The organism is Streptomyces sp. NPDC057002 (assembly GCF_042673825.1).
Taxonomy (GTDB): domain Bacteria; phylum Actinomycetota; class Actinomycetes; order Streptomycetales; family Streptomycetaceae; genus Streptomyces.
The window spans coordinates 180,270-204,407 of sequence record NZ_JBHURZ010000002.1; the positions used below are offsets into that span (position 1 = coordinate 180,270).

At 69.9% G+C, this 24,138-nt stretch carries 23 protein-coding genes and 3 pseudogenes; 12 read left to right on the forward strand and 14 right to left on the reverse strand.

Annotation, left to right across the window (positions count from 1 at the left end):
* The first annotated feature begins 35 nt into the window (after positions 1–35).
* Complete coding sequence (locus tag ACFT32_RS08945; protein WP_382488826.1) at positions 36–1,838, forward strand: ABC transporter ATP-binding protein; 1,803 nt, start codon at positions 36–38, stop codon at positions 1,836–1,838.
* A 43-nt stretch (positions 1,839–1,881) separates the two neighbouring features.
* Entirely contained in the window at positions 1,882–2,727 is an 846-nt protein-coding gene (gene mltG, locus ACFT32_RS08950) for an endolytic transglycosylase MltG (RefSeq protein ID WP_382487426.1), read from the forward strand.
* Between the two features lie 21 nt (positions 2,728–2,748).
* Here the strand turns inward: mltG and ACFT32_RS08955 are convergent, their stop codons facing one another.
* The 5 genes from ACFT32_RS08955 to ACFT32_RS08975 form a co-directional block, all read right to left on the reverse strand.
* A complete protein-coding gene (locus tag ACFT32_RS08955; protein ID WP_382487428.1) occupies positions 2,749–3,825 on the reverse strand; it encodes an NAD(P)-binding domain-containing protein in 1,077 nt (358 codons plus the stop codon).
* A 63-nt stretch (positions 3,826–3,888) separates the two neighbouring features.
* Complete coding sequence (locus ACFT32_RS08960; protein ID WP_382487430.1) at positions 3,889–4,917, reverse strand: ABC transporter substrate-binding protein; 1,029 nt, start codon at positions 4,915–4,917, stop codon at positions 3,889–3,891.
* A gap of 54 nt (positions 4,918–4,971) precedes the next feature.
* Positions 4,972–5,712, reverse strand: a complete 741-nt coding sequence (locus ACFT32_RS08965) for an ABC transporter ATP-binding protein (RefSeq protein WP_382487431.1) — start codon at positions 5,710–5,712, stop codon at positions 4,972–4,974.
* Positions 5,685–6,554: an ABC transporter permease gene (locus tag ACFT32_RS08970; protein WP_382487433.1), complete on the reverse strand. Its 870-nt coding sequence runs from the start codon at positions 6,552–6,554 to the stop codon at positions 5,685–5,687. The genes ACFT32_RS08965 and ACFT32_RS08970 overlap by 28 nt, the downstream gene beginning before the upstream one ends.
* A gap of 134 nt (positions 6,555–6,688) precedes the next feature.
* Positions 6,689–6,772, reverse strand: a complete 84-nt coding sequence (locus ACFT32_RS08975; RefSeq protein WP_349817350.1) for a putative leader peptide — start codon at positions 6,770–6,772, stop codon at positions 6,689–6,691.
* A 122-nt stretch (positions 6,773–6,894) separates the two neighbouring features.
* On the opposite strand from ACFT32_RS08975, the gene ACFT32_RS08980 reads away from it, so the two are divergent.
* A complete protein-coding gene (locus ACFT32_RS08980; RefSeq protein ID WP_382487435.1) occupies positions 6,895–7,317 on the forward strand; it encodes a secondary thiamine-phosphate synthase enzyme YjbQ in 423 nt (140 codons plus the stop codon).
* Between the two features lie 34 nt (positions 7,318–7,351).
* A pseudogene (locus tag ACFT32_RS08985) lies at positions 7,352–7,567 on the forward strand (XdhC family protein); the annotation flags it as partial.
* A 52-nt stretch (positions 7,568–7,619) separates the two neighbouring features.
* Here ACFT32_RS08985 and ACFT32_RS08990 read toward each other — a convergent pair.
* From ACFT32_RS08990 to ACFT32_RS09010, 5 genes are all read right to left on the reverse strand, one after another.
* The gene (locus ACFT32_RS08990; RefSeq protein ID WP_382487437.1) at positions 7,620–8,540 is read right to left on the reverse strand and encodes an SDR family oxidoreductase; all 921 of its coding nucleotides are present in this window, start codon (positions 8,538–8,540) and stop codon (positions 7,620–7,622) included.
* On the reverse strand, positions 8,537–8,992 hold the full coding sequence (locus ACFT32_RS08995; RefSeq protein WP_382487439.1) for a hypothetical protein: 456 nt from the start codon (positions 8,990–8,992) through the stop codon (positions 8,537–8,539). The genes ACFT32_RS08990 and ACFT32_RS08995 overlap by 4 nt, the downstream gene beginning before the upstream one ends.
* Positions 8,993–9,024: 32 nt before the next feature.
* Positions 9,025–10,656: a phytoene desaturase family protein gene (locus ACFT32_RS09000; protein ID WP_382487441.1), complete on the reverse strand. Its 1,632-nt coding sequence runs from the start codon at positions 10,654–10,656 to the stop codon at positions 9,025–9,027.
* Positions 10,649–11,158: an SRPBCC family protein gene (locus ACFT32_RS09005; protein ID WP_382487444.1), complete on the reverse strand. Its 510-nt coding sequence runs from the start codon at positions 11,156–11,158 to the stop codon at positions 10,649–10,651. The genes ACFT32_RS09000 and ACFT32_RS09005 overlap by 8 nt, the downstream gene beginning before the upstream one ends.
* Positions 11,159–11,393: 235 nt before the next feature.
* A complete protein-coding gene (locus ACFT32_RS09010; protein WP_382487446.1) occupies positions 11,394–11,837 on the reverse strand; it encodes a hypothetical protein in 444 nt (147 codons plus the stop codon).
* A 178-nt stretch (positions 11,838–12,015) separates the two neighbouring features.
* Between ACFT32_RS09010 and ACFT32_RS09015 the strand changes: the two genes are divergently transcribed.
* From ACFT32_RS09015 to ACFT32_RS09025, 3 genes are all read left to right on the forward strand, one after another.
* Positions 12,016–12,243, forward strand: coding sequence for a hypothetical protein (locus tag ACFT32_RS09015; RefSeq protein ID WP_382487449.1), 228 nt, complete (start codon positions 12,016–12,018; stop codon positions 12,241–12,243).
* 705 nt (positions 12,244–12,948) lie between these two features.
* Complete coding sequence (locus ACFT32_RS09020) at positions 12,949–13,674, forward strand: dienelactone hydrolase family protein (RefSeq protein WP_382487451.1); 726 nt, start codon at positions 12,949–12,951, stop codon at positions 13,672–13,674.
* A gap of 366 nt (positions 13,675–14,040) precedes the next feature.
* Positions 14,041–14,547 carry a hypothetical protein gene (locus ACFT32_RS09025; protein WP_382487452.1) on the forward strand — a complete coding sequence of 169 codons (507 nt, stop codon included), beginning with the start codon at positions 14,041–14,043 and terminating at the stop codon, positions 14,545–14,547.
* Positions 14,548–14,810: 263 nt separating this feature from the next.
* On the opposite strand, the pseudogene ACFT32_RS09030 reads toward ACFT32_RS09025, so the two are convergent.
* A pseudogene (locus ACFT32_RS09030) lies at positions 14,811–15,131 on the reverse strand (class I SAM-dependent methyltransferase); the annotation flags it as partial.
* Positions 15,132–15,446: 315 nt separating this feature from the next.
* Positions 15,447–16,349, reverse strand: coding sequence for a LysR family transcriptional regulator (locus ACFT32_RS09035; RefSeq protein ID WP_382487454.1), 903 nt, complete (start codon positions 16,347–16,349; stop codon positions 15,447–15,449).
* A 188-nt stretch (positions 16,350–16,537) separates the two neighbouring features.
* Between ACFT32_RS09035 and ACFT32_RS09040 the strand changes: the two genes are divergently transcribed.
* Positions 16,538–16,843, forward strand: coding sequence for a DUF1330 domain-containing protein (locus tag ACFT32_RS09040; RefSeq protein WP_382487456.1), 306 nt, complete (start codon positions 16,538–16,540; stop codon positions 16,841–16,843).
* Positions 16,844–16,982: 139 nt separating this feature from the next.
* Positions 16,983–18,125 (forward strand): annotated as a pseudogene (locus ACFT32_RS09045) (Tn3 family transposase); the annotation flags it as partial.
* Between the two features lie 37 nt (positions 18,126–18,162).
* On the opposite strand, the gene ACFT32_RS09050 reads toward ACFT32_RS09045, so the two are convergent.
* Positions 18,163–19,548, reverse strand: a complete 1,386-nt coding sequence (locus ACFT32_RS09050) for an MFS transporter (protein ID WP_382487458.1) — start codon at positions 19,546–19,548, stop codon at positions 18,163–18,165.
* A 268-nt stretch (positions 19,549–19,816) separates the two neighbouring features.
* A complete protein-coding gene (locus ACFT32_RS09055; RefSeq protein WP_382487460.1) occupies positions 19,817–20,542 on the reverse strand; it encodes an IclR family transcriptional regulator in 726 nt (241 codons plus the stop codon).
* Positions 20,543–20,744: 202 nt separating this feature from the next.
* Between ACFT32_RS09055 and ACFT32_RS09060 the strand changes: the two genes are divergently transcribed.
* Genes ACFT32_RS09060 through ACFT32_RS09070 form a run of 3 tightly spaced genes read left to right on the forward strand, consistent with a single transcriptional unit; the run spans position 20,745 to position 24,036 of the window.
* Positions 20,745–21,887 (forward strand): maleylacetate reductase, encoded by a 1,143-nt coding sequence (locus ACFT32_RS09060; RefSeq protein ID WP_382488828.1) that lies wholly within the window; start codon positions 20,745–20,747, stop codon positions 21,885–21,887.
* Between the two features lie 11 nt (positions 21,888–21,898).
* Entirely contained in the window at positions 21,899–22,819 is a 921-nt protein-coding gene (locus ACFT32_RS09065) for a dioxygenase (protein WP_382488829.1), read from the forward strand.
* Positions 22,816–24,036 (forward strand): FAD-dependent monooxygenase, encoded by a 1,221-nt coding sequence (locus ACFT32_RS09070; RefSeq protein ID WP_382487462.1) that lies wholly within the window; start codon positions 22,816–22,818, stop codon positions 24,034–24,036. The genes ACFT32_RS09065 and ACFT32_RS09070 overlap by 4 nt, the downstream gene beginning before the upstream one ends.
* Positions 24,037–24,138: the final 102 nt, after the last annotated feature.

Sequence of the window (24,138 nt, forward strand, 5' to 3'; positions counted from 1 at the left end):
CGCCCGCCGGTGCCGTACAGCTCTCGAAGGAGCCCATGCCTCCCGACCACGAAACCCCCTGGACCCCACCCGACGGCTCGAAAGAACAGCCCCGGCAGGTCCGCCGCATCCTCAGACTCTTCCGTCCCTACCGAGGCCGTCTCGCCATCGTCGGCCTGCTCGTCGGCGCAGCCTCGCTGGTCTCGGTCGCCACGCCCTTCATGCTGAAGGAGATCCTCGACGTCGCGATCCCCGAGGGTCGCACCGGCCTGCTCAGCCTGCTCGCCCTCGGCATGATCCTCAGCGCCGTGCTCACCAGCGTCTTCGGCGTGCTGCAGACCCTGATCTCCACGACGGTCGGCCAGCGCGTCATGCACGACCTGCGCACCGCCGTCTACGGCCGGCTCCAGCGCATGTCCCTCGCGTTCTTCACGCGCACCCGCACGGGTGAGGTGCAGTCCCGTATCGCCAACGACATCGGCGGCATGCAGGCCACCGTCACCTCCACCGCGACCTCCCTGGTCTCCAACCTGACCAGCGTGGTCGCGACGATCATCGCGATGATCGCCCTCGACTGGCGTCTGACCGTCGTCTCGCTCCTGCTGCTGCCGGTGTTCGTGTGGATCAGCCGCCGCGTCGGCAGGGAACGCCGGAAGATCACCACCCAGCGCCAGAAGCAGATGGCCACCATGGCCGCCACGGTCACCGAGTCGCTCTCCGTCAGCGGGATCCTGCTCGGCCGCACGATGGGCCGCTCCGACTCGCTGACGAAGTCCTTCGCCGACGAGTCCGAGGAACTCGTCGACCTCGAGGTGCGGTCGAACATGGCCGGCCGCTGGCGCATGGCCGTGATCACGATCGTGATGGCCGCCCTGCCCGCCGTCATCTACTGGACCGCCGGCATGGCCCTCCAGCTGGGCGGCCCCGAGGTCTCCATCGGCACGATCGTCGCGTTCGTCTCGCTCCAGCAGGGCCTGTTCCGCCCGGCCGTGAGCCTGCTGTCGACCGGTGTGCAGATCCAGACCTCGCTCGCCCTCTTCCAGCGCATCTTCGAGTACCTCGACCTGCCCGTCGACATCATCGAGCGCGCGGAGCCGGTCCGCCTCGACCGGATCAAGGGCGAGGTCCGCTTCGAGGACGTCTCCTTCGGTTACGACGACAAGGGCGGCCCGGTCCTCGACGCCATCGACCTCACCGTCCCGGCGGGCAGCAGCCTCGCCCTCGTCGGCTCCACCGGCGCCGGCAAGTCCACGCTGGGTTATCTGGTGCCCCGTCTCTACGACGTGACCGGCGGCCGCGTCACCCTCGACGGGGTCGACGTCCGCGACCTTGACTTCGACACCCTGGCACGCGCGGTCGGCGTCGTCTCGCAGGAGACGTACCTCTTCCACGCCTCGGTCGCCGACAACCTGCGCTTCGCCAGGCCCGACGCCACCGACGAGGAGCTGACCCGGGCGGCGAAGGCCGCGCAGATCCACGACCACATCGCGTCCCTGCCCGACGGCTACGACACCGTCGTAGGCGAGCGCGGTCACCGCTTCTCCGGCGGTGAGAAGCAGCGCCTGGCCATCGCGCGCACGATTCTGCGCGACCCGCCGGTCCTCATCCTCGACGAGGCCACCAGCGCCCTGGACACCCGGACCGAGGCCGCCGTCCAGGAGGCCATCGACGCCCTGTCGGCCGACCGCACCACGCTGACCATCGCCCACCGGCTGTCCACGGTGCGGCATGCCGACCAGATCGTGGTGCTCGACTCGGGGCGCGCCGTCGAACGCGGCACTCACGAGGAACTCCTGGAGCGGGACGGGCGGTACGCGGCGCTCGTACGCCGGGATGCCCAACTGGAACCGACAAGCTGAAGATATGCCAGGTTTGTGACGAAATGCGGGTTACCGTGCCCGCATGCAGACGAACACTCCGCCACGGAGCCCCGTGCGACTGACGCGCCGGGGCCGTATCGTCCTCGTCGCGACCGGAGCCGTCCTGGTCGGCACCGCCGTGGCGGTGCCGCTGCTGATCCTGGGGCCCGGGGACGGCGGCGGCCGGACCGCGACCCTGGTGATCCCGGAGGGCTGGCGCGCGAGCCAGGTCTACGCCGCTGTCGACAAGGCCCTGGCCCTGCCCGCCGGCAGCGCGAAGAGGTCCCTCGCGAAGGTCGCCGCGAAACTGCCGGAGGACGCCCACGGCAACCCGGAGGGCTACCTCTTCCCGGCGACCTATCCGCTCCCCTGGAAGGCCAAGCCGGAGAAGCTCCTGGCGCGGATGGTCGACACCGCGAACGAGAGGTTCAACGGCGCGCCCATCGCCGCGGGGGCGCAGCGCAACGCCATGAACGTCTACCAGGCCGTCACCATCGCGAGCATCGTCCAGGCGGAGGCGGCCACCGCGTCCGACATGGGCAAGGTGGCCCGGGTCGTCTTCAACCGGCTCGAACGCGGTATGCCGCTCCAGATGGACTCCACCGTCAACTACGCGCTGGGCCGCTCCACCCTGCGGACGACGGAGAGCGACACCCGGATCGACAATCCCTACAACACGTACCAGCGCATGGGCCTGCCGCCCACACCCATCGCCAACCCGGGCGAGGAGGCGATGCGCGCCGCCGTCAACCCGCCCGCGGGCGACTGGCTGTACTTCGTCACGGTCCGGCCGGGCGACACCCGCTTCACCGCGGACTACGCGGAACACCAGCGCAACGTCGCGGAGTTCAACGCCGGGAGGAAGAGCGCGGGCACGGCGGCCCCTTAGGGGCCCGGGGAACGGGTCACGTCACGCCGCGGCCGGCTCGAGTGTCAGCAGTCGCCTGATGTCGCGGACGGCCGCCCGGCCGGCCCGGTTGGCTCCGATCGTGCTGGCCGACGGGCCGTAGCCGACCAGGTGGATCCGCGGGTCGGCGACCGCGCGCGTGCCGTCGATACGGATTCCGCCGCCCGGCTCGCGCAGCCGCAGCGGGGCGAGGTGGTCGACGGCGGGCCGGAAGCCGGTGGCCCAGAGGATGACGTCGGCATCGACATGCCGGCCGTCCTTCCAGTCCACCCCGGTGGGCGTGATGCGGTCGAACATCGGCTGCCGGTCGAGGACTCCGTCCTCGATGCCCTGCCGGATCGCGTCGTTGAGCGGCAGCCCGGTGACGGAGACGACGCTCCTGGGCGGCAGCCCCTGCCGTACCCGCTCCTCGACGAGCGCGACCGCCGCCCGGCCCGCGTTCTCGTCGAACGGCCCTTCACGGAAGACGGGCGGGCGCCGCGTCACCCAGGTGGTGGACGCGGCGTACGCGGCGATCTCCAGCAGATGCTGTGTGCCCGAGGCGCCGCCGCCCACCACGACGACCCGCTGCCCGGCGAACTCCTCGGGCCCGGGGTACCGCGCGGTGTGCAGTTGTCGTCCCCGGAAGGTCTCCTGGCCCGGATAGCGCGGCCAGAACGGCCGGTCCCAGGTGCCCGTCGCGTTGATCAGCGCCCGCGTCGACCACGCACCGTCCGAGGTCTCCACGAGCAGCCGCCCGTCGGAGCCCTCACGCACGGCCCGTACGTCGACCGGGCGCCGCACCCGCAGGTCGAAGGTCCGCTCGTAGCGGTCGAAGTAGTCGCTGATCACCTCGGCGGACGGCCGCGCCGGGTCCGCGCCGATCAGTTCCATCCCCGGCAGCGCGTGCATGCCGTGCACCTTGCCGTACGTCAGCGACGGCCAGCGGAACTGCCAGGCGCCGCCGGGCCCGGGGGAGTGGTCCAGCACGACGAAGTCGCGGTCCGGCTCGAAACCGGCCCGCCGCAGGTGATAGGCACCGGCCAGACCTGCCTGACCGGCGCCTATGACGACCACCTCGACCTCGCGTGTGTTGTTCACGCTTCTACCAACCGTGCCGGAGGCTTCGATCTTCCCGCAGGGTCAGGTATGGGTCGGATCAGGTCACGAGCCCTCCGAGGGCCGGGGCGTGGTGGTCGACGGCGGCAGGTCGCCGTTGAACCGGGTGTCGGTGAAGTCGGCGAAGTCGACCTTGCGCGGGATGAGCTTCAACGCCGTGAACGTGTCGGCGATCTCCTGCTCGGAGGCGATCAGCGGCTTGTCGACGGCGACCTCGACCCGGGTGGTGTAGGTGCGCCGCACCGCCGCCAGTGCCACGTCCTCGGGGAGCCCGGTGTCCTTCGCCCAGACCTTCGCCCACTCCTCCTCGTGGTCGTACACCCACCTGTAGGCGCGCCGCAGCCGCTCCAGGTAGTCCTTGACGGCGGCGGCCTTCTTCTTGTCCTTGAGCGCGTCCGGTGCCGCGACCTGGAAGGTGAGCCCGTTGGTCACGCCGTCGCCGTCGGTCAGCACCCGTCCCTGCTTGGCCTTCAGCACCTGCGAGGTGTACGGGTCCCACACCGCCCAGGCGTCGACCTTGCCGGCGGTGAACGCGGCGAGCGCGTCGGCCGGCTGGAGGTACTTGACCTTGACGTCGCTCAGCTTCAGCCCGACCTTCCTCAGGTTCGCGACCAGCTGGTAGTTCGCGGAGGACCCCTGGGCGACGGCGACCGACTTGCCCTTGAGCTGCGCGGGGTTCTTCAGGGACGAGTCGTTCGGGACGAGGATCGTGTCGCCCTTGGAGGTGCCGTGCCATGCGGCGACGACCTTGATCTTCGAACCCGCCCCGGCCGCGAACACCGGCGGGGTGTTGCCCACGCCGCCGATGTCGACGGCCTTGGCGTTGACGGCCTCCAGCAGGGGCGGGCCGGAGGTGAACGTCGACCACTTGATCTTGTAGTCGAGGTTCTCCAGTTCCCCGGCGGCCCGCAGGATGGCCTCCGAACCGCCCTTCTGGTCACCGACGTCGATCGTGACGTCGCCCTGGCCGTCGGTGCCGCCGTCCGACGTACCGGCGGCCGAGGTCCCGCCGCAGGCGGAGAGCAGAAGGGCGAGGGGGAGGAGCAGGGCGGCGGGGACGAGGCGTCGTCGCATGGTGGTTCCGTTCGTGTGGGTCGTACGTGTCGTACGTGAAGTTCGCGGGGCGGGTCAGGCGGCTTCGGCGGCCGTCGCCTCGACTCCCAGGCGTTCGAGGAGTCCGGCGCGCTGCGCGGCGAAGCGCGGGTCGGCGATGTCGCGGGGACGGTCGAGGTCGATGTGCTGCTCGTGGGCGATGACGCCGTCGTCCATCACCAGCACGCGGTCGGCGAGCAGGACGGCCTCCTCCACGTCATGGGTGACGAGGAGCACTGCGCACCCCCGGCGCTGCCACAACTCGCCCACCAGCCGCTGGGCCTTGATGCGGGTGAGCGCGTCGAGCGCGCCGAACGGCTCGTCGAGCAGCAGCAGATCGGGCTCGCGCACCAACGCCCTTGCCAGGGAGGCGCGTTGGGCCTCCCCGCCGGAGAGGGTCTTGGGCCAGGCGTCCGAGCGGTGGCCGAGGCCGACCTCGTCGAGGGCCTGCTCGGCGACGGACCGTTCGGGCTTGCCCGGCAGGCCGAGCAGGACGTTGCGCCACACCTTCTTCCACGGCATCAGCCGCGGTGCCTGGAAGGCGACGGCCTTGCGGCGCGGCACCAGGACGCTGCCCTCGATGTCGCGGTCGAGCCCGGCGAGGATGCGCAGCAGCGTCGACTTGCCGCAGCCGCTGCGGCCGAGCAGGGCCACGAACTCGCCCGGCCGCACGTCCAGTCGCAGATCGTCGATGACGGCACGGCCGTCGAAGGAGCGGGTGAGCCCGTCGACGTGGACCGCCAGGGGGGTCACCGGCCGGTGAACGTCGGTCGCCATTGCAGCAGCAGCCTTTCGAGGGAGCGGACGATGAAGTCGGCGAGCAGGCCGAGGAAGGCGTAGACCACCAGGCAGACCACGATCACGTCGGTCCGCAGGAAGTCCCGCGCCTGCACCATGAGGAATCCGATGCCGGAGTCGGCGTTGACCTGCTCGGCGAAGACCAGCGCGAGCCAGGCGATGCCGAGCGAGTAGCGCAGGCCGGTCATCGCGCTCGGCAGCGCACCCGGCAGCACGACATGCCGTACGAGACCCCACCTCGACAGTCCGAGGGACTCCCCGGCCTCGATCAACTGGGCGTCCACGCCACGGATCCCGGCGTAGACATTGAGGTAGAGCGGGAAGGTCACGCCGAGCGTGATGATGGCGACCTTGGGGGCCTCGCCGATGCCGAACCAGATGATGAACAGCGGGATGAGCCCCACGAACGGCACCGTTCGCAGCATCTGCACGGGCGCGTCCACCAGGTCCTCGCCGATCCTGAACAGGCCGGAGAGCAGGGCGAGTCCGGTGCCGACGAACAGGCCGAACAGCAGCCCGCCCGCGACCCGCTGGAGCGAGGTGCCCATGGCGGCGGGCAGCGAACCGTCGGCGATCATGTCCCCGCCGACCTGGGCGATACGGCCGGGTGAGGCGAGTACGTCCGGCGGCAACGCGCCCGTGCTGCTGAGGAGTTGCCACAACACCAGCAGCAGGACCGGGCCGGTGGTGCGGCGCAGCCAGCGGGGGACGCGGGTGCGGCGGGAGGAGGTGGGGACGAGGGGCTCGAGGTCGGGAGCGGATGCCGATTCAGGCGAAATATCGGGTGCCGATGACCTCGGCGGGGCATGGCTGATGCTCATGAGGGGGCTCCACAGGGGGAGAGCGAGGGCCGTCGGAGGCCCGCCTCGTCATCGCCGCGCCCGCGGGATCAGGTCGATCGGCGGGCAGGCGTGACGAAGGCGAGGTGAACGGAGAGTGAGGAGGAGAAAGGGCGTCAGCAGCCGCGGCGACACGCGGCGGAGGCCACCCGCAGCAGGTCGATGTGACCGCGCGTGGTGAGCAGGGCTGAACGCAACATGCGGCTGAACCTAGCCAGGTGGCATGCGCACGGTCAACGGCGTCTCGTCCTGTGGACGCGGGTATCGCCACGCGGTCCGGTGTGACGCGGTGAGAGTCCGCTGGTGCGTCAGGATGGAGGGCATGTCAGATGTCTTCACCACCCGAGTTCTGAACATCACCTCCGGATCCACGGAGAGGGTCGTCGACATCACCGGCGACTGCGAGTCCTTCCTGCGCGAGGCAGCCGCCGGCCGCGACGGTCTCCTCAATGTCTTCGTGCCCCACGCGACCGCCGGGATCGCGGTTCTCGAGACCGGCGCCGGGAGCGACGACGATCTGCTGGCCGCACTGCACACGCTGCTGCCGGCCGACGACCGCTGGCAGCACCGGCACGGCAGCCCCGGCCACGGGCGCGACCACGTCCTGCCGGCACTCGTCCCGCCCCACGCGACCTTGCCGGTGCTGGACGGCCGGCTGGAGCTCGGCACGTGGCAGTCGGTGTGCCTGGTGGATACCAACAGGGACAACCCGGAGCGGAAGGTGCGGTTGAGTTTCCTGGGATGACACAGGGCGACCAAGATCGTCCTGCGTGTGGGCGCTGACTCATGCGCGGTACCACCATGGACGAGATAGAGCGGCCGTACGACGGCTGCGGAACCCCTTCGCCCTGGCCACCGTCGTCGACGTCCATGGCAGTGTCCCCTTGCCGATCGGCACATCGGTCGCGGTGGACGCGGACGGCACCGTGATCGGCAGCATGTCCGGCGGCTGCGTCGAGGGCGCCGCGCACGAACTGTGCCAACAGGTGCTCCGTGCAACTGTCCACCGAAATCAGAGGTCTGCCTTGCCGGCTCCGTACGCGACGGCTAGGGAACCTGATGTCGGCTCGTCGCGGCGGTGCTGTCGGCGCGGCCGCCGGCCCCCAGCAGGCCGGTGGCGTGCAATGTGTCGTCGGCTTCCAGGCGGGGCAGGACGTGTCGGGTCCGTCGGAGTACGAGGGGCGGGATCGCGGCTCGGCCCAGCTGGAGCACGCGTAGCCAGGCCGGGATGTAGACGGCCGTGCGCCGCTGCTCGACGGCACGGGCCAGGCGGGCGGCGACAGCCTCGGTGGGGTGGACGCGCCTGAGGGGAGGGGGCATGTGTGCGCGCAGTTCCCGCAGGGCCGGGTATCGGTCGGCGTCGTGGATCATGCCGGTGTCGGTCCAGCTGAGGTACGCGATGCCCACGGCCACTCCGTGGTGCGCCACCTCGGCGCGCAGGGTGTGGGTGAAGGCTTCCACGCCGGCTTTGGAGGCGCAGTAGGCGCTCATCATGGGGGCGGCGCCGATCGAGGCCAGCGAGGCGATCTGCAGGTGGTAGCCCTCGGTCCGCAGCAGGTCGGGGAGGAAGGCCCGGGCCGTTCGGGCGCTGCCGGTGAGGTTGACGTCGATGACGCGTTGCCAGGTGGCGGGGTCGCCCTGGGCGAAGGGGCCGCCCTCGGCGATGCCCGCGTTGGCCACCACGACGGACGGCGCACCCAGTCGCCCGCGGACCAACTCGGCGGCATCGGCGAGGGCGGTGCCGTCGGTGACGTCGACCCGCAGGGCCAGCGACGCGCCCGGCAGCGCGGCGGCTGTCGCCTCGAGTGCGGTTTCGTCGTGGTCCAGCAGGGCCAGCCGGGCACCTTTGCGGGCGAGTGCGTGCGCCAGTGCTGCTCCTACGCCGCGTGCTGCTCCCGTCACCACGACGGTGCGGTCCTTGACGGGGCTGCCATCCACGACGGGTCCCTCCTGGTGTGCCGTGCTCATTCCAGGGGTGCTCCGGCCGGGCGGGCGGTGTGATCGGGGCGGCCGGCGGTGCGACGTGCCTCTTTCATCTCCGCCTCGTAGAGGTGGTCGCGGCCTTGAGCCAATTGGTTCACGGCTTCACGGTTCAGGCGCGTGAACGGCCGGTGGTAGGTGGCGTCGTACGCCTCGACGATCTGGAAGGTCCAGTGCCCCGGGATGACGTTGCGGCCCAGGATCTCCGACTCCACCCTGTCGGCCCACTCGGGGTGCCCGGCCTTGCGCAGCAGCTCGACGGCTTGGTCGAGTTGGAGGTCTGCGCCGCCGGTCATCTGGTGGAAGCTGTAGAGGTGGCCTCGGGCGCGTTCGGTGATCTCCAGGGCCTTGGACAGCGCACCGAGTGCTTCTACCGTCTCGTCACTGACGCCCTCGGGGCGCTGGTGAGCCCGGTCCGGCCCGTCGTGATGAGTCTCCATGGTCTTTTCCGTTCAGATCCGTTCGGAGGATGTCAGTGGGGCGGCGGTGGTTCTCGCCCGGTGCGATCCCGGTGGGTGAGGACGCGTTGGGCGTGGGAGAGGCCGGCAAGCCGGTACCGGTGCAGAGCCGCCTGGGCGGCGTTGGCTCCCGGGGCTCCATGGACCCCTCCGCCCGGATGTGCGGAGGCGGAGGCGAGATAGAGGTGGCCCACGGGGGTCTCGGGGCGGCCGGTGCCGGGGACGGGGCGGAAGACGAGTTGCTGGTGTAGGGCCGCGGTGCCGCCGTTGATGGCGCCTCCGTGCAGATTGCTGTCGAGCGACTGGAGCGTGGGCGGGGCCAGGACGCGCCGTGCGCGGATGCGGGAGCGGAACCCGGGAGCGAACCGCTCGACCTGGCGCTCGATCCGGTCGGCCATCACTTCCTGCTCCGCAGCGCTCCAGGCGCCGGTCAGGCCCTCGTCACCGGCGTCGGACTTGATGACGTGCGGCACGTGCGTATAGGCCCAAGCGGATTCGGTTCCGCGGGGCGAGCGCGAGGGGTCGGCCGTCGTCATCTGGCCGAAGAGGGCGAACGGGCGGTCCGGTACCCGGCCCATGGCGATCTGGGCCGCGAAGCGGGTGAGCTCGTCCATCCCGTCGGCCAGATGGACGGTTCCGGCCTGCGCGGCGGCTTCGGCCTGCCAGGGCACGGGACCGTCGCACGCCCAGTCGACCTTGAACGTGGCGAAGTCCCACTGGAAACGCTTCAGGTCGGCCGCCAGCTGGGAAGGGAGGTGCTCCGCCTCCACGAGCTCGCCGTACAGGGCGGAGGCGGACACATCGGCCAGGACGGCACGACGGGCCGCTACCGTCTCGCCGTCGGCGGTGGTGACACCTACGGCGCGTCTGTCGCGCACGACGACCCGGCGGACGCGTTGTCCGCAGCGCAGGGTGCCGCCACGCGCCCGCAGCCGCCGTACGAGAGCCTCGGTCAGGGCGCCGGAGCCGCCGGCCGGCACGGGGAAGCCGTAGGTCTGGCCGAGCATGGACATCAGCCAGCCGAAGCCTCCGCTGCCCGCTGCTTCCGGTGCGAGGTCCGCGTGCAGCGCGTTCCCCGCCAGCAGCAGTTTGCCGCCCTCGCCGCAGAACTCCTCTTCGCCCATGCGGCGCACCGGCAGGACCAGGGTGCGGGCCATCCGCAAGCCTCCGGCCGCCTTGAGCCGCAGGGCGAGGCGGGCGGAGGCGCGCACCGGCGGGAAGGGGGTGAACAGGGCCCCCAGAATGTCGGGACCAAGGCGCTCCCACGTTCCGTGCAGACGCCTCCAGGCGTCCCCGTCGCCCGGGTGGAACACGTCGAGGGAGTCGGCGGTGGCATCGACATCACGGGCCAGCACCGCACACGTGCCATCACTGAGGGGGTGGGCCAGCACGCGCGGCGCACGGCTCCAGCGCAGCCCGTAATCCTCCAGGCACAGGCGGTCCAGCACGGGTGAGGCGGCGGCCAGAGGATAGAAGGAACTGAAGAGATCGCTGACGAATTCGGGATCGACACCTCTGTTGTGGCGCACCGCGCCACCGGCGTCGGGCTGCTCCTCGAGCACCTCCACGCTCCAGCCGGCATCGGCCAGCAGGTTGGCTGCCACCAGCCCGTTGGGCCCGGCCCCGATCACCACGGCGTCAGGCATGACCGCCACCGCCACCGCGGGCTGCCGCGGTGCGTCGCCGCTGGAGGCTCTGAGGCCGGCCGGCCCGGGCGTTCTGTGCCTGGCAGACCCGGTCGAGCCGGGCCAGCATCGCGCGGTGCCGCAGCTGGATCAGCGCCTCCACTCCCACGTTGTGGAGCCGCCCGCTGGCTCCCTGCAGGGGGTGCTCGTCCACGATCACCAGGCAGTGCTCGCCCCAGGGGAGGAGCTCGATGGCGATCCGTGCCGTCCCCAGGGCTCCTGCCCGGGCCTCCAGGCCCAGCCTGGAGCCCTCCTCGCAGTGCCGGACCACCGTCTCGTTGGTCAGCCGCACCGGTCCGAGGCGAACCTCGTAGCCGATCGCCGCGCCCGTCTGCGGCCACTGCCCCCGCACCGGCTCGGAGGCCGACGTTCCCACCACCCACTCCGCATACCGGCCGCCGTCCGCGAGCACCTCCCAAACGGTCTGCGGACTCACCTTGATCAGTCGATGCCGTACCGCCACACCACACCTCCAGGCCCCCGCCTCGGTTCACTGCCAAGTGCCCAGCCCACACCAGACCAACCGGACATCACGGGCATTGGCCGTCCCTGCTGCCCCAAGGGGCGCGAGGCTGCTGCACAACCCCCACTGGGCCCCCAGCGACCGCACCGTCCTGCACCGCGCGCTCCAGGGCACGGGCGCGTAGAACAACGACAACAGGGCCTCGGGAACCGCTCGGATCGGAAGATGCGACTTCTCAGGCAGGCCAAATCTGGACACCCCACACCTCAAGGGGATCCTCGTGCGGCCCTTCAGGAGGGAAGGGATCGAGTGCCAGCGAAGCCTCAACATGATCTCGCCCTCGGCAGAGCAAACGCAGGTGATAGTGCCCCGGCCGCAGCGGGATTTCGCCGTAGCAGACGCCACCCAAGTCGACCACCGCGAGATGATCTGCCATTGGAGAATGGAAAGTCCGTTCGTACTCCCAAGAGCCTGATGGGTGAGGCGCGGACCCGTCCCACACCTCTAAACGCACCAAAGGGTAAAAATCGTTGTCGCTGGAGGTGAGGCTCCAGCCTTCCCCGGGGATCTGAACTATGTCGTCCTCCGTCGGCGCTTGTTCGAAGAGGATGGGGCCGATCTGGATGGTCCTGTAGTACCCGCGCGGACGGACATCAACAGTGTTGATCAGACTGGGCACTTGCTCTCCTCACCATCGAGCGGGCCGGGCTCGTCAGGCTAGCCCGGTCTGTACTGCAAGCCGCCTGAGGCCAGTGCGGCCGAGCCGTAGGCTCCACGTCGTGGAGCGATTCGATGAGGTCATGGCAACGTTCTGAGGTGACGGTGATTGCGGCGGGCAGCAGCCTCTGACCGACGAGATGGTGCGAGAAGCCGAGCGCTTGCTCGGTGTGACGCTGCCCTCGGCCCTGCTTGACCTTCTGCGGGTTCAGAACGGCGGCAGTGTGGCTGCTGATCACGATGCGTTCCCCACAAGTCGGCCGACCTTGTGGAGCGAGGACCACGTTCCCTTCGACGATCTGATGGGCATTGGGCGACGCGACGGGATGATCTCGTTGCTCGACACGCCGTACTTGATCGAGGAGTGAGGTCTGCCAGCACCACTTGTGCTGCTCTCCGGTGATGGGCACTGCTGGATTGGGCTCGATGGTTTGAGACCGACCTCGATACGGAGCTCGCTCTGGCTGGTGACTTCCGCTCGTTCGTCGAGGGCCTCACTGCGGGCAGCACATATGGCGAAAGCTCCGCTGGTGACCCCGTACCAACTTGTTGACCTCGGCGTCTTCCAGGCCAAGAACTCGATCACGAGGCGGCCGTCTTCAGCACGCGGGGGAGGTGGACGTGGAGGTGTTCGACTTCGACGTCACGGCCGCGTTCGCGGAGTGCTCGGGCAAGGAGTTCTGTATGTCCGCTGGCCCTTTTCCGGACTGAGAAAACGATCACGATTCGGCACCCTTTAGTGCGCGAGGAAGGTGGTCCTGTGCTCCATCACGGCGACACGTCCAAGCTGCCATAGCCGGTGACCAGCGATTCTTGTGAGGGCGTGGGCCCTGTAGCGATCGAAGGCGCATCCGATGGCTGCTCGTCCAGCGCGGGGTATGCCCCCGTCGGAAGAACCGGCAGGTCCACCTCCAGCACCGTGGCCAGGGCGGGTGATCCGAAACCGCTGCCGCAGGAAAGGGGTTTGTGGCGGATCATGAGCCATCGCCGCATTTCAGAGGAACACCCGCGCTGTTCTGCCAGCGGCAGAACAGCGGCCCGACCGGACTCGACGCTCACTACTGTCCAGTCGCATGACGACGGTTACCACGCGCACGGTCGAATACCCGGCCGACGGCCTGACGATGATCGGGCACCTCGCCCTCCCGGCCGGTGTCGACCGCCGGTCCGCGGTCCTGATCGGGCCCGAGGGCATGGGGCTCAGCGACGTCGAGCGCCGCCGGGCCGATGCGCTCGCCGAGCTGGGCTACGTGGCGCTGGCCTTCGACCTCCACGGCGGGCGCTATTTGGGCGACCCCGAGGAGATGCTGGCCCGTTGCATGCCGCTGCTCGCCGACCCCGACCGGATGCGAGGCATCGGCCACGCGGCGCTCGACGTGCTCCGCGCCGAGCCGCGGACCGACCCCGACCGGATCGCCGCCGTCGGCTACGGCACCGGGGGCGCAATCGCGCTGGAACTCGGGCGCTACGGCGTCAACCTGCGCGCGATCGCGACAGTCAACGCGCTGACCACGGGCCGACCAGGCGAGGCGGCGCGCATCCGCTGCCCGGTGTGGGCCGGGGTCGGGTCGGAAGACCTGATCATGCCGCCCGCGCAACGGGACGCATTCACCGCCGAGATGCAGGCCGCGGGCGTCGACTGGCGCCTCGTGGTCTACGGCGGCGCCTTGCACGCCTTCCACCACCCGCCGGTCGACCACCCCGTGGTCCCCGGCGTTGGCTACCACCCACGGCACGCGCAGCGAGCCTGGCACGACATCGTCGACCTGCTCGCCGAGTGCCTGGCCGTAACAGAGTGATCTGGTCGACAACCGCGATTCCGGGCCGCGGACCAGGCCCCACCGGCTCCAGGGGTCTCACCCTCGACGCGGTCAGCGGCTGGGATCGGCCTGCCGCCCGGGCCCGTGGGGAGGCGCAGGCAACGGCGGTGGATGCCGCACCCTGACATCTGTCAGGACGTGACGCTCCTGGCGCGCTCTACGCTTCGAGGCGCTGACTCGGGGGAAATTCTGGCCGCTAAGGCAGCTGGTGCGGAAGCGACGTGAACGCTCCATTCGAGTAACGGCGATAACCGTTGTGACTACAAGGCGAGGGTTCCGGGAGTCGGGCATTACGGCAAAGCGCCGAGCTGCGGGAGCCGTCAGCACGAAGACCAGGGAGAAGACATGCACAGCATTCGCCGGATCTTCAGCGTGGGGGCGGCCGCGCTCATGCTCGGGGCAGGGCTCGTGGCCGGGTCTTCCGGTGCGGCTCAGGCGGCGGCGTCGGACTGCACGGGAGGTGCGAATGGTTTCACCGACATCCCCGACAGCCTCAGTGGCCGGGGTGTGGCAGGGGCAGGAGCGCTGGTGATCAACAATCCCCATGCTGTTGCCTCGTACGCGATGCAGACCGGAACCGTTGGCGGCAGACAGATGGGGTGGGGCGTCTTGACCACCGGCGGAGCCGGCGATTGGGGTCCCACGGCCAAGGGACACGTCTGGATGGATGTCACCAACGACAACAAGCAGTCTTGGATCCAGTGCGGTCCGTTCGCAACGTTCTCGGCCGGCGCCAGGCTAACGACGGCGGCCTACCCCACCAGCAGCTCGGCGAGCCGAGCCTTCCGTGTCTGCGCACAGCTGACCAGCCTCGGCACCACGAGCAGCATCGCATGTACCCCCTGGTGGTAGACCACCCCGCTCCGGGGCTTATGCCACCACCGTCCTTGCACCGCCTGCGGCTGCCAGCCTCACACGCGGTCGCGGCGGCCGGTGCGTAGCAGCCGGTCGCTGTTGGCGAGCAGGTCGGCACGGCCGGGCAGGCCGGAGGAATCTCCGTTCCCGCCCGTCAGGGCGGAATGAGGGAGGCGCATCCGGGGCTTGTCGGCGCATGGGGTGCGCCTCCTGTTGTGTGTGGGCCTGAGCCCGGCATGGCCGGATTGGCCAGGGTTCGGGGCCCCGGCCAGCAACTCGGCAAACTGCTCCGCTGGCCAGCTATAGGCGGGCGCCACCTTGTGATCGAAGCGACCGGCTCCGGCCCCCTCGGTCCCGCAGAAGGACAGCAGGAGCAGACCCCCTTGTGCCAGAACACGCATCTGCTCAGCGAGCAGCGCGGGCAGTTCTCCAGGTGGGATATGGATCATCGAGTAGTGGGCTAGCACTTCGCCGAGCGCACCGTCCTCGACCCGAAGGGCCTGCATTCGCGCTTCGTCGAACCGCAGCGCCGACTGGGCCCGCCGAGCGTGGTCGACCATGGCCGGGGAGAGGTAGAGCCCTGATTGGCGTTAGGCATTGACCGACGTCATGGACGTTGTTGACGGCGGGCGTTCCCGCCGGTTACCAGTGCTTGTCCGGTTCGGCGTCGGCGAAGGCGCGGTATCCGCCGAGATCTCGGGCTGGGCGAGGACGTCGCCGCGGTGTACGACTCGGACCGGACCCGGGGCCATCATCGGATGGAGATCCGCCGGCGTAGCGAGGTCGTGTCGGACATGCAGCAAGACCACCGCCGTCGTCATCACCGCGAAGTCCGCCGGGCTCAGGGTCTTCGGCCTCGCCACCGCAGGCGTCCGTCTCGCTTGACCTCTTGCGCGTCAGTCCGGCAGCCAGTGCAGCTCGTGCGCCAGGGTTATGGCGACGGCACGGATGCGGCGGTGCAGTGGCGACTGCTCGCGTGGGAGGACCAGGTGAATCGTCAGGCTGGGCGCGCCTCGCAGCGGTCGCCAGGTGAGACCGGCCGGTTGTGCCGTGGCCGCGGCTTCTCCGGCCGGGGCGAGGGTCACCCCGTCGCGCAGGTCGCGCTGAGACATGTCGAAAGAGACTGCGGGCGTGTGGAATCGGGGGTGTGGTCGGGTGTCTCGGAACAGTGCGGACAGCTGATCGTGGATCACGGGGTTGGCCGCACGGTCCGGGAGTCGCAGCGGATACGCGGCCGCGTCGGCGATCCCGATCTCCGGGTGTTCGGCCAGCGGATGGTGCTGCGCCAGCTGGACCCCGATGCGCGCACGCCGCAGCAGGAACCGGCGAACGCCACGGCCCGGCTGTTCACCGCGGGTGATCCCGGCATCGATGCGGCCGTCGGCGACCGCGGGGGAGATCTCCGGTGTCGCCATCGGGACCGCGCCGACCTCGAGTCCGCTGTTGCCACGAATCAGCCTGTCCACCAGGGCCGGTACCGTCTCGGCCCCGGTGCTGAGGCTGTATCCGATGCGCAGCGTGCCCAGTTCACCGGCCGCCGCGCTCCGGGCGGTGTCCCACGCCCGGTCCAGCGCCGCCAGCGCGGGCGGCGCGGACTCCGCCAAAGCCGCACCGGCCGTGGTCAATACGACGCTACGCGTGTTGCGGACCAGCAGGGCCGTACCGAGTTCCGCCTCCAATCGGCGCATCCGGGCGCTGAGTGCGGGCTGTGCGATACCGATCCGTGCGGCCGCGCGGGTGAAGTTCAACTCCTGCGCCAGCACCAGGAAATACCGGAGGCTCACCGTATCCGGCGCCACGTGGCCTCCCTGCCGATTGATAACGATCCGTTCTGAGTCTATCCCGTACCGGTCTTTCCCTCGACCGCACATCAAGTCCTAACCTGCGTATATGGCGATTGAAATGACCGTAGTACCGGTCGCCGGGATTGATCGATCTGAGTGTCAATTGGAAGTCGGACGTGTCCGGCCGAACACAGGAGGTTTCCATGGCCAAGGGCTACTGGGTCAGTGTCTACCCCGCCATTTCCGACCCTGAGGGGCTGGCTGCCTATGACAAGCTGGCCGGTCCGGCTGTCCAGGCTGGGGGCGGGCGCACCCTGTCCCGGATCCCGTCCCGTGGCGGTCGAGTCGTCGCCCACGAGGCCGGAATTACGCAACGCGTCGTTCTGATCGAGTTCGATAGCTTTGAACAGGCCGTCGCGGCATACGAGAGCGAGGCATACCAGAAGGCGCTGGTGGCCCTCCCCGACGGCGTCGAGCGCGACTTCCGCATCATCGACGGCATCGACTGACCGGCGGGACCAGCCATCGCTGAGCATCCGTCACCTGATCCACACGGTGCTGAACGACGACTCACGAGACGAGTTCGAAGCCATGCCCCGCGTCCCAGTTCGTCGTCGACGGCCTCGACGGCCTGATCCCTGTCGGGCGGATCGAAGAAGCGACGTGGTGTGCGTGCTGGAGCAGCCGCACCGGGCCCTGAACAACCGCGACGTCTTCGCCGCCCCCTCGCACCGCTGGTCCAACCCGCGGGCCCGCCTGCTGGACGGGCCCGACTGGGACGCGGTCGAGGGCGGGTGAAGCTGAACGTCGACAAGCTCGGCGCCCTCGGCGAACCGAAGTCCCTGACCTGGCTGCGCAAGCGGGTCGAGAAGATTCCCCCGAAGATCGACCTGCCGGACCTGCTGTTCGAGGTGGACGCCTGGACCGGGTTCCTCGACGCCTTCGGTGACGGCACCACCCGGAGCACTACCCGCGCGCCGACACCATCGCCGCCGCGAAGGCCGCGCTGATCGCCGCCCAGGCCGGCATCCCGATAGTGCGTTGCTGGGGCGACGGACGGCTCGCCTCCGTGGACGGGCTGCGCTTCCAGGTGCCGGTGCGCACCATCAACGTCGCCCCGTCGCCGAAGTACTTCGGGTTCAAGCGGGGCATCACCTGGCTCAACGCCGTCAACGACCAGGTCGCGGGCATCGGGCAGATGGTCGTCCCCGGCACCCCGCGCGACTCCCTGCACATCCTGGACGCGCTGCTGAACCTGGACGGCGGGGTGAAGCCGGAGATGGTGGCGACCGACAACGCCTCGTACTCCGACATGGTGTTCGGCCTTTTCAAGATCCTCGGCTACAACTTCAGCCCTCGGTTCCGCGACCTGGACGACCAGCGGTTCTGGCGGGCCACGATGCCCGGCGTTGAGACCGGCACCTACGGCGCGGCGGAGGACCTGGCCCGCAACCGCGTGAACCTGAACAACGTCATCACAACTTGGCCGGACATGCTGAAGGTCGCCGATTCCCTGGTCATCAACCAGGTCCGCGCCTACGACATGCTGCGGATGTTCGGCCGCGACGGCCGCCCGACCCCGCTCGGGGCGGCGTTCGCGGAGTACGGGCGGATCGCCAAGACCGAGCACCTGCTGCGGGTGGTCGACCCGGTGGACGACACCTACCGACGGCAGATGAACCGGCAGCTCACCGTGCAGGAGTCCCGCCACAGCTGGCGAGGGACGTGTGCCACGGCAAGCGCGGCACGATCCACCAGGCGTACCGCGACGGGATGGAGGATCAGCTCGGCGACGAGAACCGCTTCACGGGGAGCGCCTCTGTGCGGGTCAGGTCGGTTCCGGCAGGGAGCGCGCGGTCCCGTCGGCGCTGGGGTGTTCCACCGGCGCCGGATCGCCGGGAGCGCGGGGAACCAGTCCGATCAGTGCGGCGCCGATGACGCCGGGTACCGCGAGGGCGTAGAAGTTCCACTGGTACGCCAGCCCCGCCCCGATGATGAGGCCGAGCAGCGGAGGGGCGAGCATCGAGCCGACGCGGCCGAAGCCCAGCGCCCAGCCCAACGCCGTGGCGCCCATCCGGACCGGGTAGTACTTGGAGACGTAGGCGAGGACGAACGTCTGCGTTCCCATCGCCCCGACGCCGCCCAGCGCGACGGCCGCGTACAGCACTGCCGTGGGCAGCCGCAGGCTGAGCAGGACCACGGCCACGCCGGACAGAAGGTAGGTCGTGACGATGATCGGTTTCGAGCCCAGCCGGTCGGCGGCCAGGGAGATGAGGAGCTGGCCGACGACTGCCCCGAGGTTGAACATCAGCAGGAAGCCGAGTGCCGAGCCGGAGGAGTAGCCGGCCCGACCCATGATTTCCGGGAGCCATGTGTTGTAGCCGTAGATCATGAACAGGCACAGGCATGACATGACCAGGAAGCACAGAGTCGCGACAGCGTAGTCGCGCGAGAACAGGGCTTTCACGGGCGAGATGCCGCTCGGGCCGGTAGCGGTCGGTGACTGGGTGGGCGCCGGTCCTTCCTCAGCCGCGTCATCGAGCGCGATGTTCCAGCGCCGGGCTGTCTTCTCCGCCTCGGCGTACCGGCCTTTCGAGCGGAGGAAGGCGATCGACTCGGGCAGGAACTTCAGGGCCAGGGGCACGACCAGGACCAGCGGGAGGAGACCGAGCAGGAACATCGCCTGCCAGCCGAACCGGGGGATGACGGACATGCCTGTCAGCGCGGCGATGATGCCGCCCACGGGAAAGCCGCTGAAGATGATCGCGAACACCAGGTTGCGCGCCTTGGGGTGCGAATACTCGCCGCTCAGCGCGCTGGCGGTCGGCAGTACGCCGCCCAGGCCGAGGCCGGCGAGGAACCGGAAGAGCCCGAACACTTCCGGGGAGGTGGCGGTCGCGCACAGGCCCGTCATCACCGAGAACCAGGCCAGACAGGCGATCAGCATCTTGCGCCGGCCCAGGGTGTCGGTGAGGGTGCCGAGTGTTGTGGCTCCGATGAGCATTCCGATCAGCGCGAACGAACCGATCAGACCGGCACCGGCGGGCGTCAGGCCCCACCCGTGTTCGTGAAGCAGGGACGGGATGACAGCGCCGTAGATGACGACGTCGTACCCATCCGCGACGATGGCGATCCCGCAGATGGCGAGGACCAGCAGCGTCACCGGAGGCCAGGTGGCATTGCCACGACTTCCTCCGTGACTGTCTTTGAGCATGACGATTCCTCTCACATGGCTTGTGGGGGTGGGTGGCGTCGCGCCGAGGCATGGGCGCGGAGGCTGCAGGCACACGTGGCCGGATCAGCGAGTGGTGTTTGGTGCGGGCCGGGCCGCATCTCCTGCAACTCGCCTCGCATCGCTAAGTGTGCACACTATGACGGGGCTGTAAAGGGTGGTGTACGGGAAAGCGCGACTTCGGGCGAGGTGTATGCGCTTGAATGGTGGGGTGGGAGGTAAGTGTGTATGCACATGCCGGGGCGGATTCCTACGACGCGGCGTCGGCCCGCAGGCCCCTCGATATGCCCCGTCCGGCCAGCACAACAGCGGGCACGAGCAGATGCGTTCGGGCGTCGACGCTCACCACGGACAGGGCGGCCACCACGCGGCCCTTCGAGTCGGTGACCGGCGCCGCCACCGAATGGGCGTCCGGGCTCATCTCCTCGTGTACGACCGCGACACCGGTCCGGCGGCACTCCGCCAGCGTCAGACGCAGCGTGGCCGGGTCGGTGACGGTCCTGGGCGTGAGACGAGCCAGGCCGTTCCCCAGTACCTCGGTGAACAACTCCTCGCCCGCGTGGGCCAGCAGGACCTGACCGGCGGCAGACGCGTGCAGAGGCAGCCGTCCTCCGACCTGGGACACCACCGGAACCGCTCCCGCCGAGGAGATCCGTTCGACGACGAGGGCGTCGGTGCCGTCCAGGACGGCTAGTTGCACGTGCTGGCGCGTGGCGGCGTGCAGGTCTTCCATGACGGGCATCGCCAGGACGCGCAGAGGCAGGCCACGCGGGTTGAGCGCGCCCAACTCCCACAGCCGCAGGCCGATCACGTAGACGCCGCTCGGCAGGCGTTCCAGCGCCCCCCACGCCGTCAGTTCGCCGGCCAGCCGGTGGGCGGTGGCGTGGCGGAGGCCGGTGAGGCGGCAGATCTGGGCGAGGGTCAGTTCCCGGCGGCCCGGCGTGAACGCCTCCAGGATCGCCAGGGCCCTGGACATGACGGTGCGACCGCGGTCGCCGCTGTTGGCCGTGTCGGCTCCCCTCGCCGTGGTGGCGGACCTTCCGCGTCCGGAATTCTCCGGTCGGCAGATGCCGTCGGGCAGGAAGATGTCCGTTCAGCGGACATCGTAGTGACCCTTGTGGGATTCGCCCCGGACTCTCTCTCCCAGTCTCAGAACAGAAAGGAGTCCGGGCATGCAGATGACCGGGACGTCGCGGGGCGACGGCCTTGGCGCCGAGTGCATCGACAGGCCGTTGCCGAGCTTCGAGCACGAAAGTCTGACTCAGAAGGTCGTCTTCGCCTCCGGTGAGGCGGCGGCGCGAGTACGGGCGGAGGTGGAGCGGCTCGGCGCCTCGAGGGTGATGGTGATCGCGGCAGCCGCCGAGGCCGAGCTCGCGCGAGCGGTCACCGCCGACCTCCCGGTCGTACTGCGGTGGGACGAGGTGGTGATGCACGTCCCCGTCGAGGTGGCCGAGCGGGCTCGCGCCGCGGCGGTCGAACACCGGGCGGACCTGCTGCTCAGCGTCGGGGGTGGCTCCACCACCGGCTTGGCTAAGGCGATCGCGCTGACCGGCGGGATGCCGATCCTCGCCGTTCCCACCACTTACGCGGGCTCGGAGGCCACCAGTGTGTGGGGTCTGACCGAGCAGGCGCGCAAGACCACCGGGGTCGACGCACGCGTCCTGCCGCGCTCCGTCGTGTACGACGCGGCGCTGATGGTGTCCTTGCCGGTGGCGATGAGCGTCGCGTCGGGCCTGAACGCACTGGCGCACTGCGTCGACGCGATGTGGGGCCCGCGCGTGGACCCGATCGACCAGGCGCTGGCGGGGGAGGGGATCCGTGCGCTGGCGGCGGGCCTGCCCGCGGTGGTCGCCGACCCGATGGGCCTCCCGGGCCGGGAGCAGGCGCTGTACGGGACGTACCTGTCCGCGGTGGCGTTCTCGTCGGCGGGTTCGGGGCTGCATCACAAGATCTGCCATGTCCTGGGCGGCCGGTACGACCTTCCGCACGCTCAGACCCACGCGGTGGTGCTGCCCTACGTGCTGGCGTTCAACGCGCCCGCCGCCCCGCGGGCCGAGCGACGGATCGCTGCCGCGTTCGGCGCCGATTCGGCGATCGAGGGGCTGCAGCGGCTCCGGAGGGACGTGGACGCGCCCAAGGCGCTGCGCGACTACGGGGTGAAGGAGACCGAGATGGATGACGCCGTGCAGGCGGTCCTGGACGTGGTGCCGGACGGCAATCCGCGGCCGGTGACGGCCGGAGACCTTCAGCGCCTGCTGCGTGCGGCGTGGCGGGGTGCGGACCCGCGGCTGACGAGCAATGAGGAGGAGAGCCGACGGTGAACGAGCGGAACATGGTGACCGCCGAGCAGCGAACGCGCGAGCAGGCCCTGGTGGACAAGGTCGTGGCCTCGTTCGAGACCGCGCGGGACCCGCGGCTGAAGCAGGTGACGCAGGCCCTCACCCGACATCTGCACGCCTTCCTGCGCGAGGTGCGCCTGACCGAGGCTGAGTGGGCGTCCGCGATCGAGTTCCTCACCGCGGCCGGGCACATCACCGACGACAAGCGGCAGGAGTTCATCCTGCTGTCGGACGTGCTCGGAGCGTCCATGCAGACGATCGCGATCAACAACGAGGCGTACGCGAACGCCACCGAGGCGACCGTGCTCGGACCCTTCTTCGTCGAAGGCTCACCCGGGATCCCGCTGGGCGGGGACCTCTCCTTCGGCGCCGCCGGGCAGCCGTGCTGGGTCGAGGGAACGGTCACCGACACGGACGGGAAACCGGTACCGGGGGCCCGTATCGAGGTGTGGGAAGCCGACGAGGACGGCTTCTACGACGTGCAGTACGACGACGACCGCACCGCGGCCCGGGGCCACCTTTTCAGTGACGAGTCGGGCGCCTACCGGTTCTGGGCGATCACCCCCACCCCGTACCCGATTCCGCACGACGGTCCGGTCGGCGCGCTGCTCGCCGCGGTGGGCCGTTCCCCCATGCGCGCCTCGCACCTGCACTTCGACGTCCGCGCCGCGGGCAAGCGGACCCTGATCACTCACATCTTCGTTCGCGGTGACGAACTCCTCAGCAGCGACGCCGTGTTCGGAGTCAAGGACTCGCTGATCCACGACTTCGTGGAGCACCCGGCGAGCACACCCACGCCCGACGGCCGCGATCTCGGGGGTCGGTCCTGGTCGAGTGTCCGCTTCGACATCGTCCTCGCTCCCGCGGACACAGCGGGGCCGGGTACGGCCGCGTACGGAAGGAACGATGCATGACCAGCACGGACAAGAGACGAACGCCCCGCATGCGGGTGGCCGTGGTCGGCGGAGGGATCGGCGGTCTCGCCACCGCCGCGTTCCTGCACCGGGCAGGGATCGAGGCGACCGTGTACGAGCAGGCGCCCGCCCTCACCGAGGTCGGAGCAGGTCTCGTCGTTTCCCCGAACGCCGTACGGCTGCTGCGCGGCCTCGGCCGGCTCGACCATTTCCGCGAACGCGCGGTGCCGCTGGAGGTCGGGTGGGAGTTCCGGCGCTGGCAGGACGGGCGCGTGCTCTTCTCCCAGAACCTCGGCGAGGAATGCGAACGGCGTTTTGGCGAGCAGAGCTACGTCGCCCACCGCGCCGACCTCCTCGCCGCGGTGCGGGCTGCGGTACCCGAGCGGGCGCTACTGCTCGGGATGCGTCTCGCCGGCCTGCGCCGACTGGACACGGGAGTGGAGCTGACGTTCACCGATGGAACGCGGGAGGTCGCCGACGTGGTCGTCGGCGCCGACGGCGTCCACACCACCGTGGGGCGGTACGTGACCGAGACGGGCTCGCCGCGGTTCTCGGGCATGTGCGCCTGGCGCTCCCTCGTGCCGGCCGGGAGCGCGCCGGAGTTCGCGTGTCATCCGGTCCAGACGCTGTGGCTCGGCCCCGACCGCCACCTGGTCCACTACCCGATCTCCGGTGGCGCACAGATCAACATCGTCGCATTCGGTCCGGCGGACGACTGGACGACGGAGTCATGGTCGGCCGAGGGGCGGATCGAGGACCTGCGCGCCGAGTTCGCCGGGTGGTCCGACGAGCTGCGGGCGCTCCTCGCGGCCGCGGAGAGCACCGGACGGTGGGCGCTGCTCGACCGTGACCCGCTGCCCCGCTGGACGAACGGGCCCGTCGCGCTGCTCGGCGACGCGGCACACCCGATGTTTCCCTTCTTCGCCCAGGGCGCGGCACAAGCGATGGAGGACGCCGCAGTCCTGGCGGCCTGCCTCGCCGGCCGTCCGGCAGACCCCACTGCCGCCCTGCGCCGGTACGAGGACATCCGCCGCCCGCGCGCCACCAGGGTGCAGCAGATGAGCCGGAGCAGGGCGCAGAGCAACCACCTGCCCGACGGCCCCGCTCAGCAGGCCAGGGACGCCTCGTTCTCGAACGCGGACCCGTTCGCCCACAACGGGTGGATCTACGGGCACGACGCCGAGCTGTCCGTGCGGGAAGCACTGGCGGCAGGCTGAGCCCACCTTCCCCGCTGAACGGGAACGGGCTGGCCAGAGCCAGTGATAGCCTTGCCGCAAATGCCACTTATGTCCGGTTGTTCAGTGGTGGAGACCTAGCCG

Coding starts and splice junctions, on each gene's coding strand:
- ACFT32_RS08980 (WP_382487435.1), top strand. CDS start 6,895: ATGTCAGATGTCTTCACCACCCGAGTTCTGAACATCACCTCCGGATCC.
- ACFT32_RS08965 (WP_382487431.1), bottom strand. CDS start 5,712: ATGGCGACCGACGTTCACCGGCCGGTGACCCCCCTGGCGGTCCACGTC.
- ACFT32_RS09055 (WP_382487460.1), bottom strand. CDS start 20,542: ATGTCCAGGGCCCTGGCGATCCTGGAGGCGTTCACGCCGGGCCGCCGG.
- ACFT32_RS08975 (WP_349817350.1), bottom strand. CDS start 6,772: ATGTTGCGTTCAGCCCTGCTCACCACGCGCGGTCACATCGACCTGCTG.
- ACFT32_RS08970 (WP_382487433.1), bottom strand. CDS start 6,554: ATGAGCATCAGCCATGCCCCGCCGAGGTCATCGGCACCCGATATTTCG.
- mltG (WP_382487426.1), top strand. CDS start 1,882: ATGCAGACGAACACTCCGCCACGGAGCCCCGTGCGACTGACGCGCCGG.
- ACFT32_RS09015 (WP_382487449.1), top strand. CDS start 12,016: ATGGTGCGAGAAGCCGAGCGCTTGCTCGGTGTGACGCTGCCCTCGGCC.
- ACFT32_RS08995 (WP_382487439.1), bottom strand. CDS start 8,992: ATGGAGACTCATCACGACGGGCCGGACCGGGCTCACCAGCGCCCCGAG.
- ACFT32_RS08960 (WP_382487430.1), bottom strand. CDS start 4,917: ATGCGACGACGCCTCGTCCCCGCCGCCCTGCTCCTCCCCCTCGCCCTT.
- ACFT32_RS09000 (WP_382487441.1), bottom strand. CDS start 10,656: ATGCCTGACGCCGTGGTGATCGGGGCCGGGCCCAACGGGCTGGTGGCA.
- ACFT32_RS08990 (WP_382487437.1), bottom strand. CDS start 8,540: ATGAGCACGGCACACCAGGAGGGACCCGTCGTGGATGGCAGCCCCGTC.
- ACFT32_RS09065 (WP_382488829.1), top strand. CDS start 21,899: ATGGTGACCGCCGAGCAGCGAACGCGCGAGCAGGCCCTGGTGGACAAG.
- ACFT32_RS09020 (WP_382487451.1), top strand. CDS start 12,949: ATGACGACGGTTACCACGCGCACGGTCGAATACCCGGCCGACGGCCTG.
- ACFT32_RS09025 (WP_382487452.1), top strand. CDS start 14,041: ATGCACAGCATTCGCCGGATCTTCAGCGTGGGGGCGGCCGCGCTCATG.
- ACFT32_RS09050 (WP_382487458.1), bottom strand. CDS start 19,548: ATGCTCAAAGACAGTCACGGAGGAAGTCGTGGCAATGCCACCTGGCCT.
- ACFT32_RS09070 (WP_382487462.1), top strand. CDS start 22,816: ATGACCAGCACGGACAAGAGACGAACGCCCCGCATGCGGGTGGCCGTG.
- ACFT32_RS09060 (WP_382488828.1), top strand. CDS start 20,745: ATGACCGGGACGTCGCGGGGCGACGGCCTTGGCGCCGAGTGCATCGAC.
- ACFT32_RS08945 (WP_382488826.1), top strand. CDS start 36: ATGCCTCCCGACCACGAAACCCCCTGGACCCCACCCGACGGCTCGAAA.
- ACFT32_RS09040 (WP_382487456.1), top strand. CDS start 16,538: ATGGCCAAGGGCTACTGGGTCAGTGTCTACCCCGCCATTTCCGACCCT.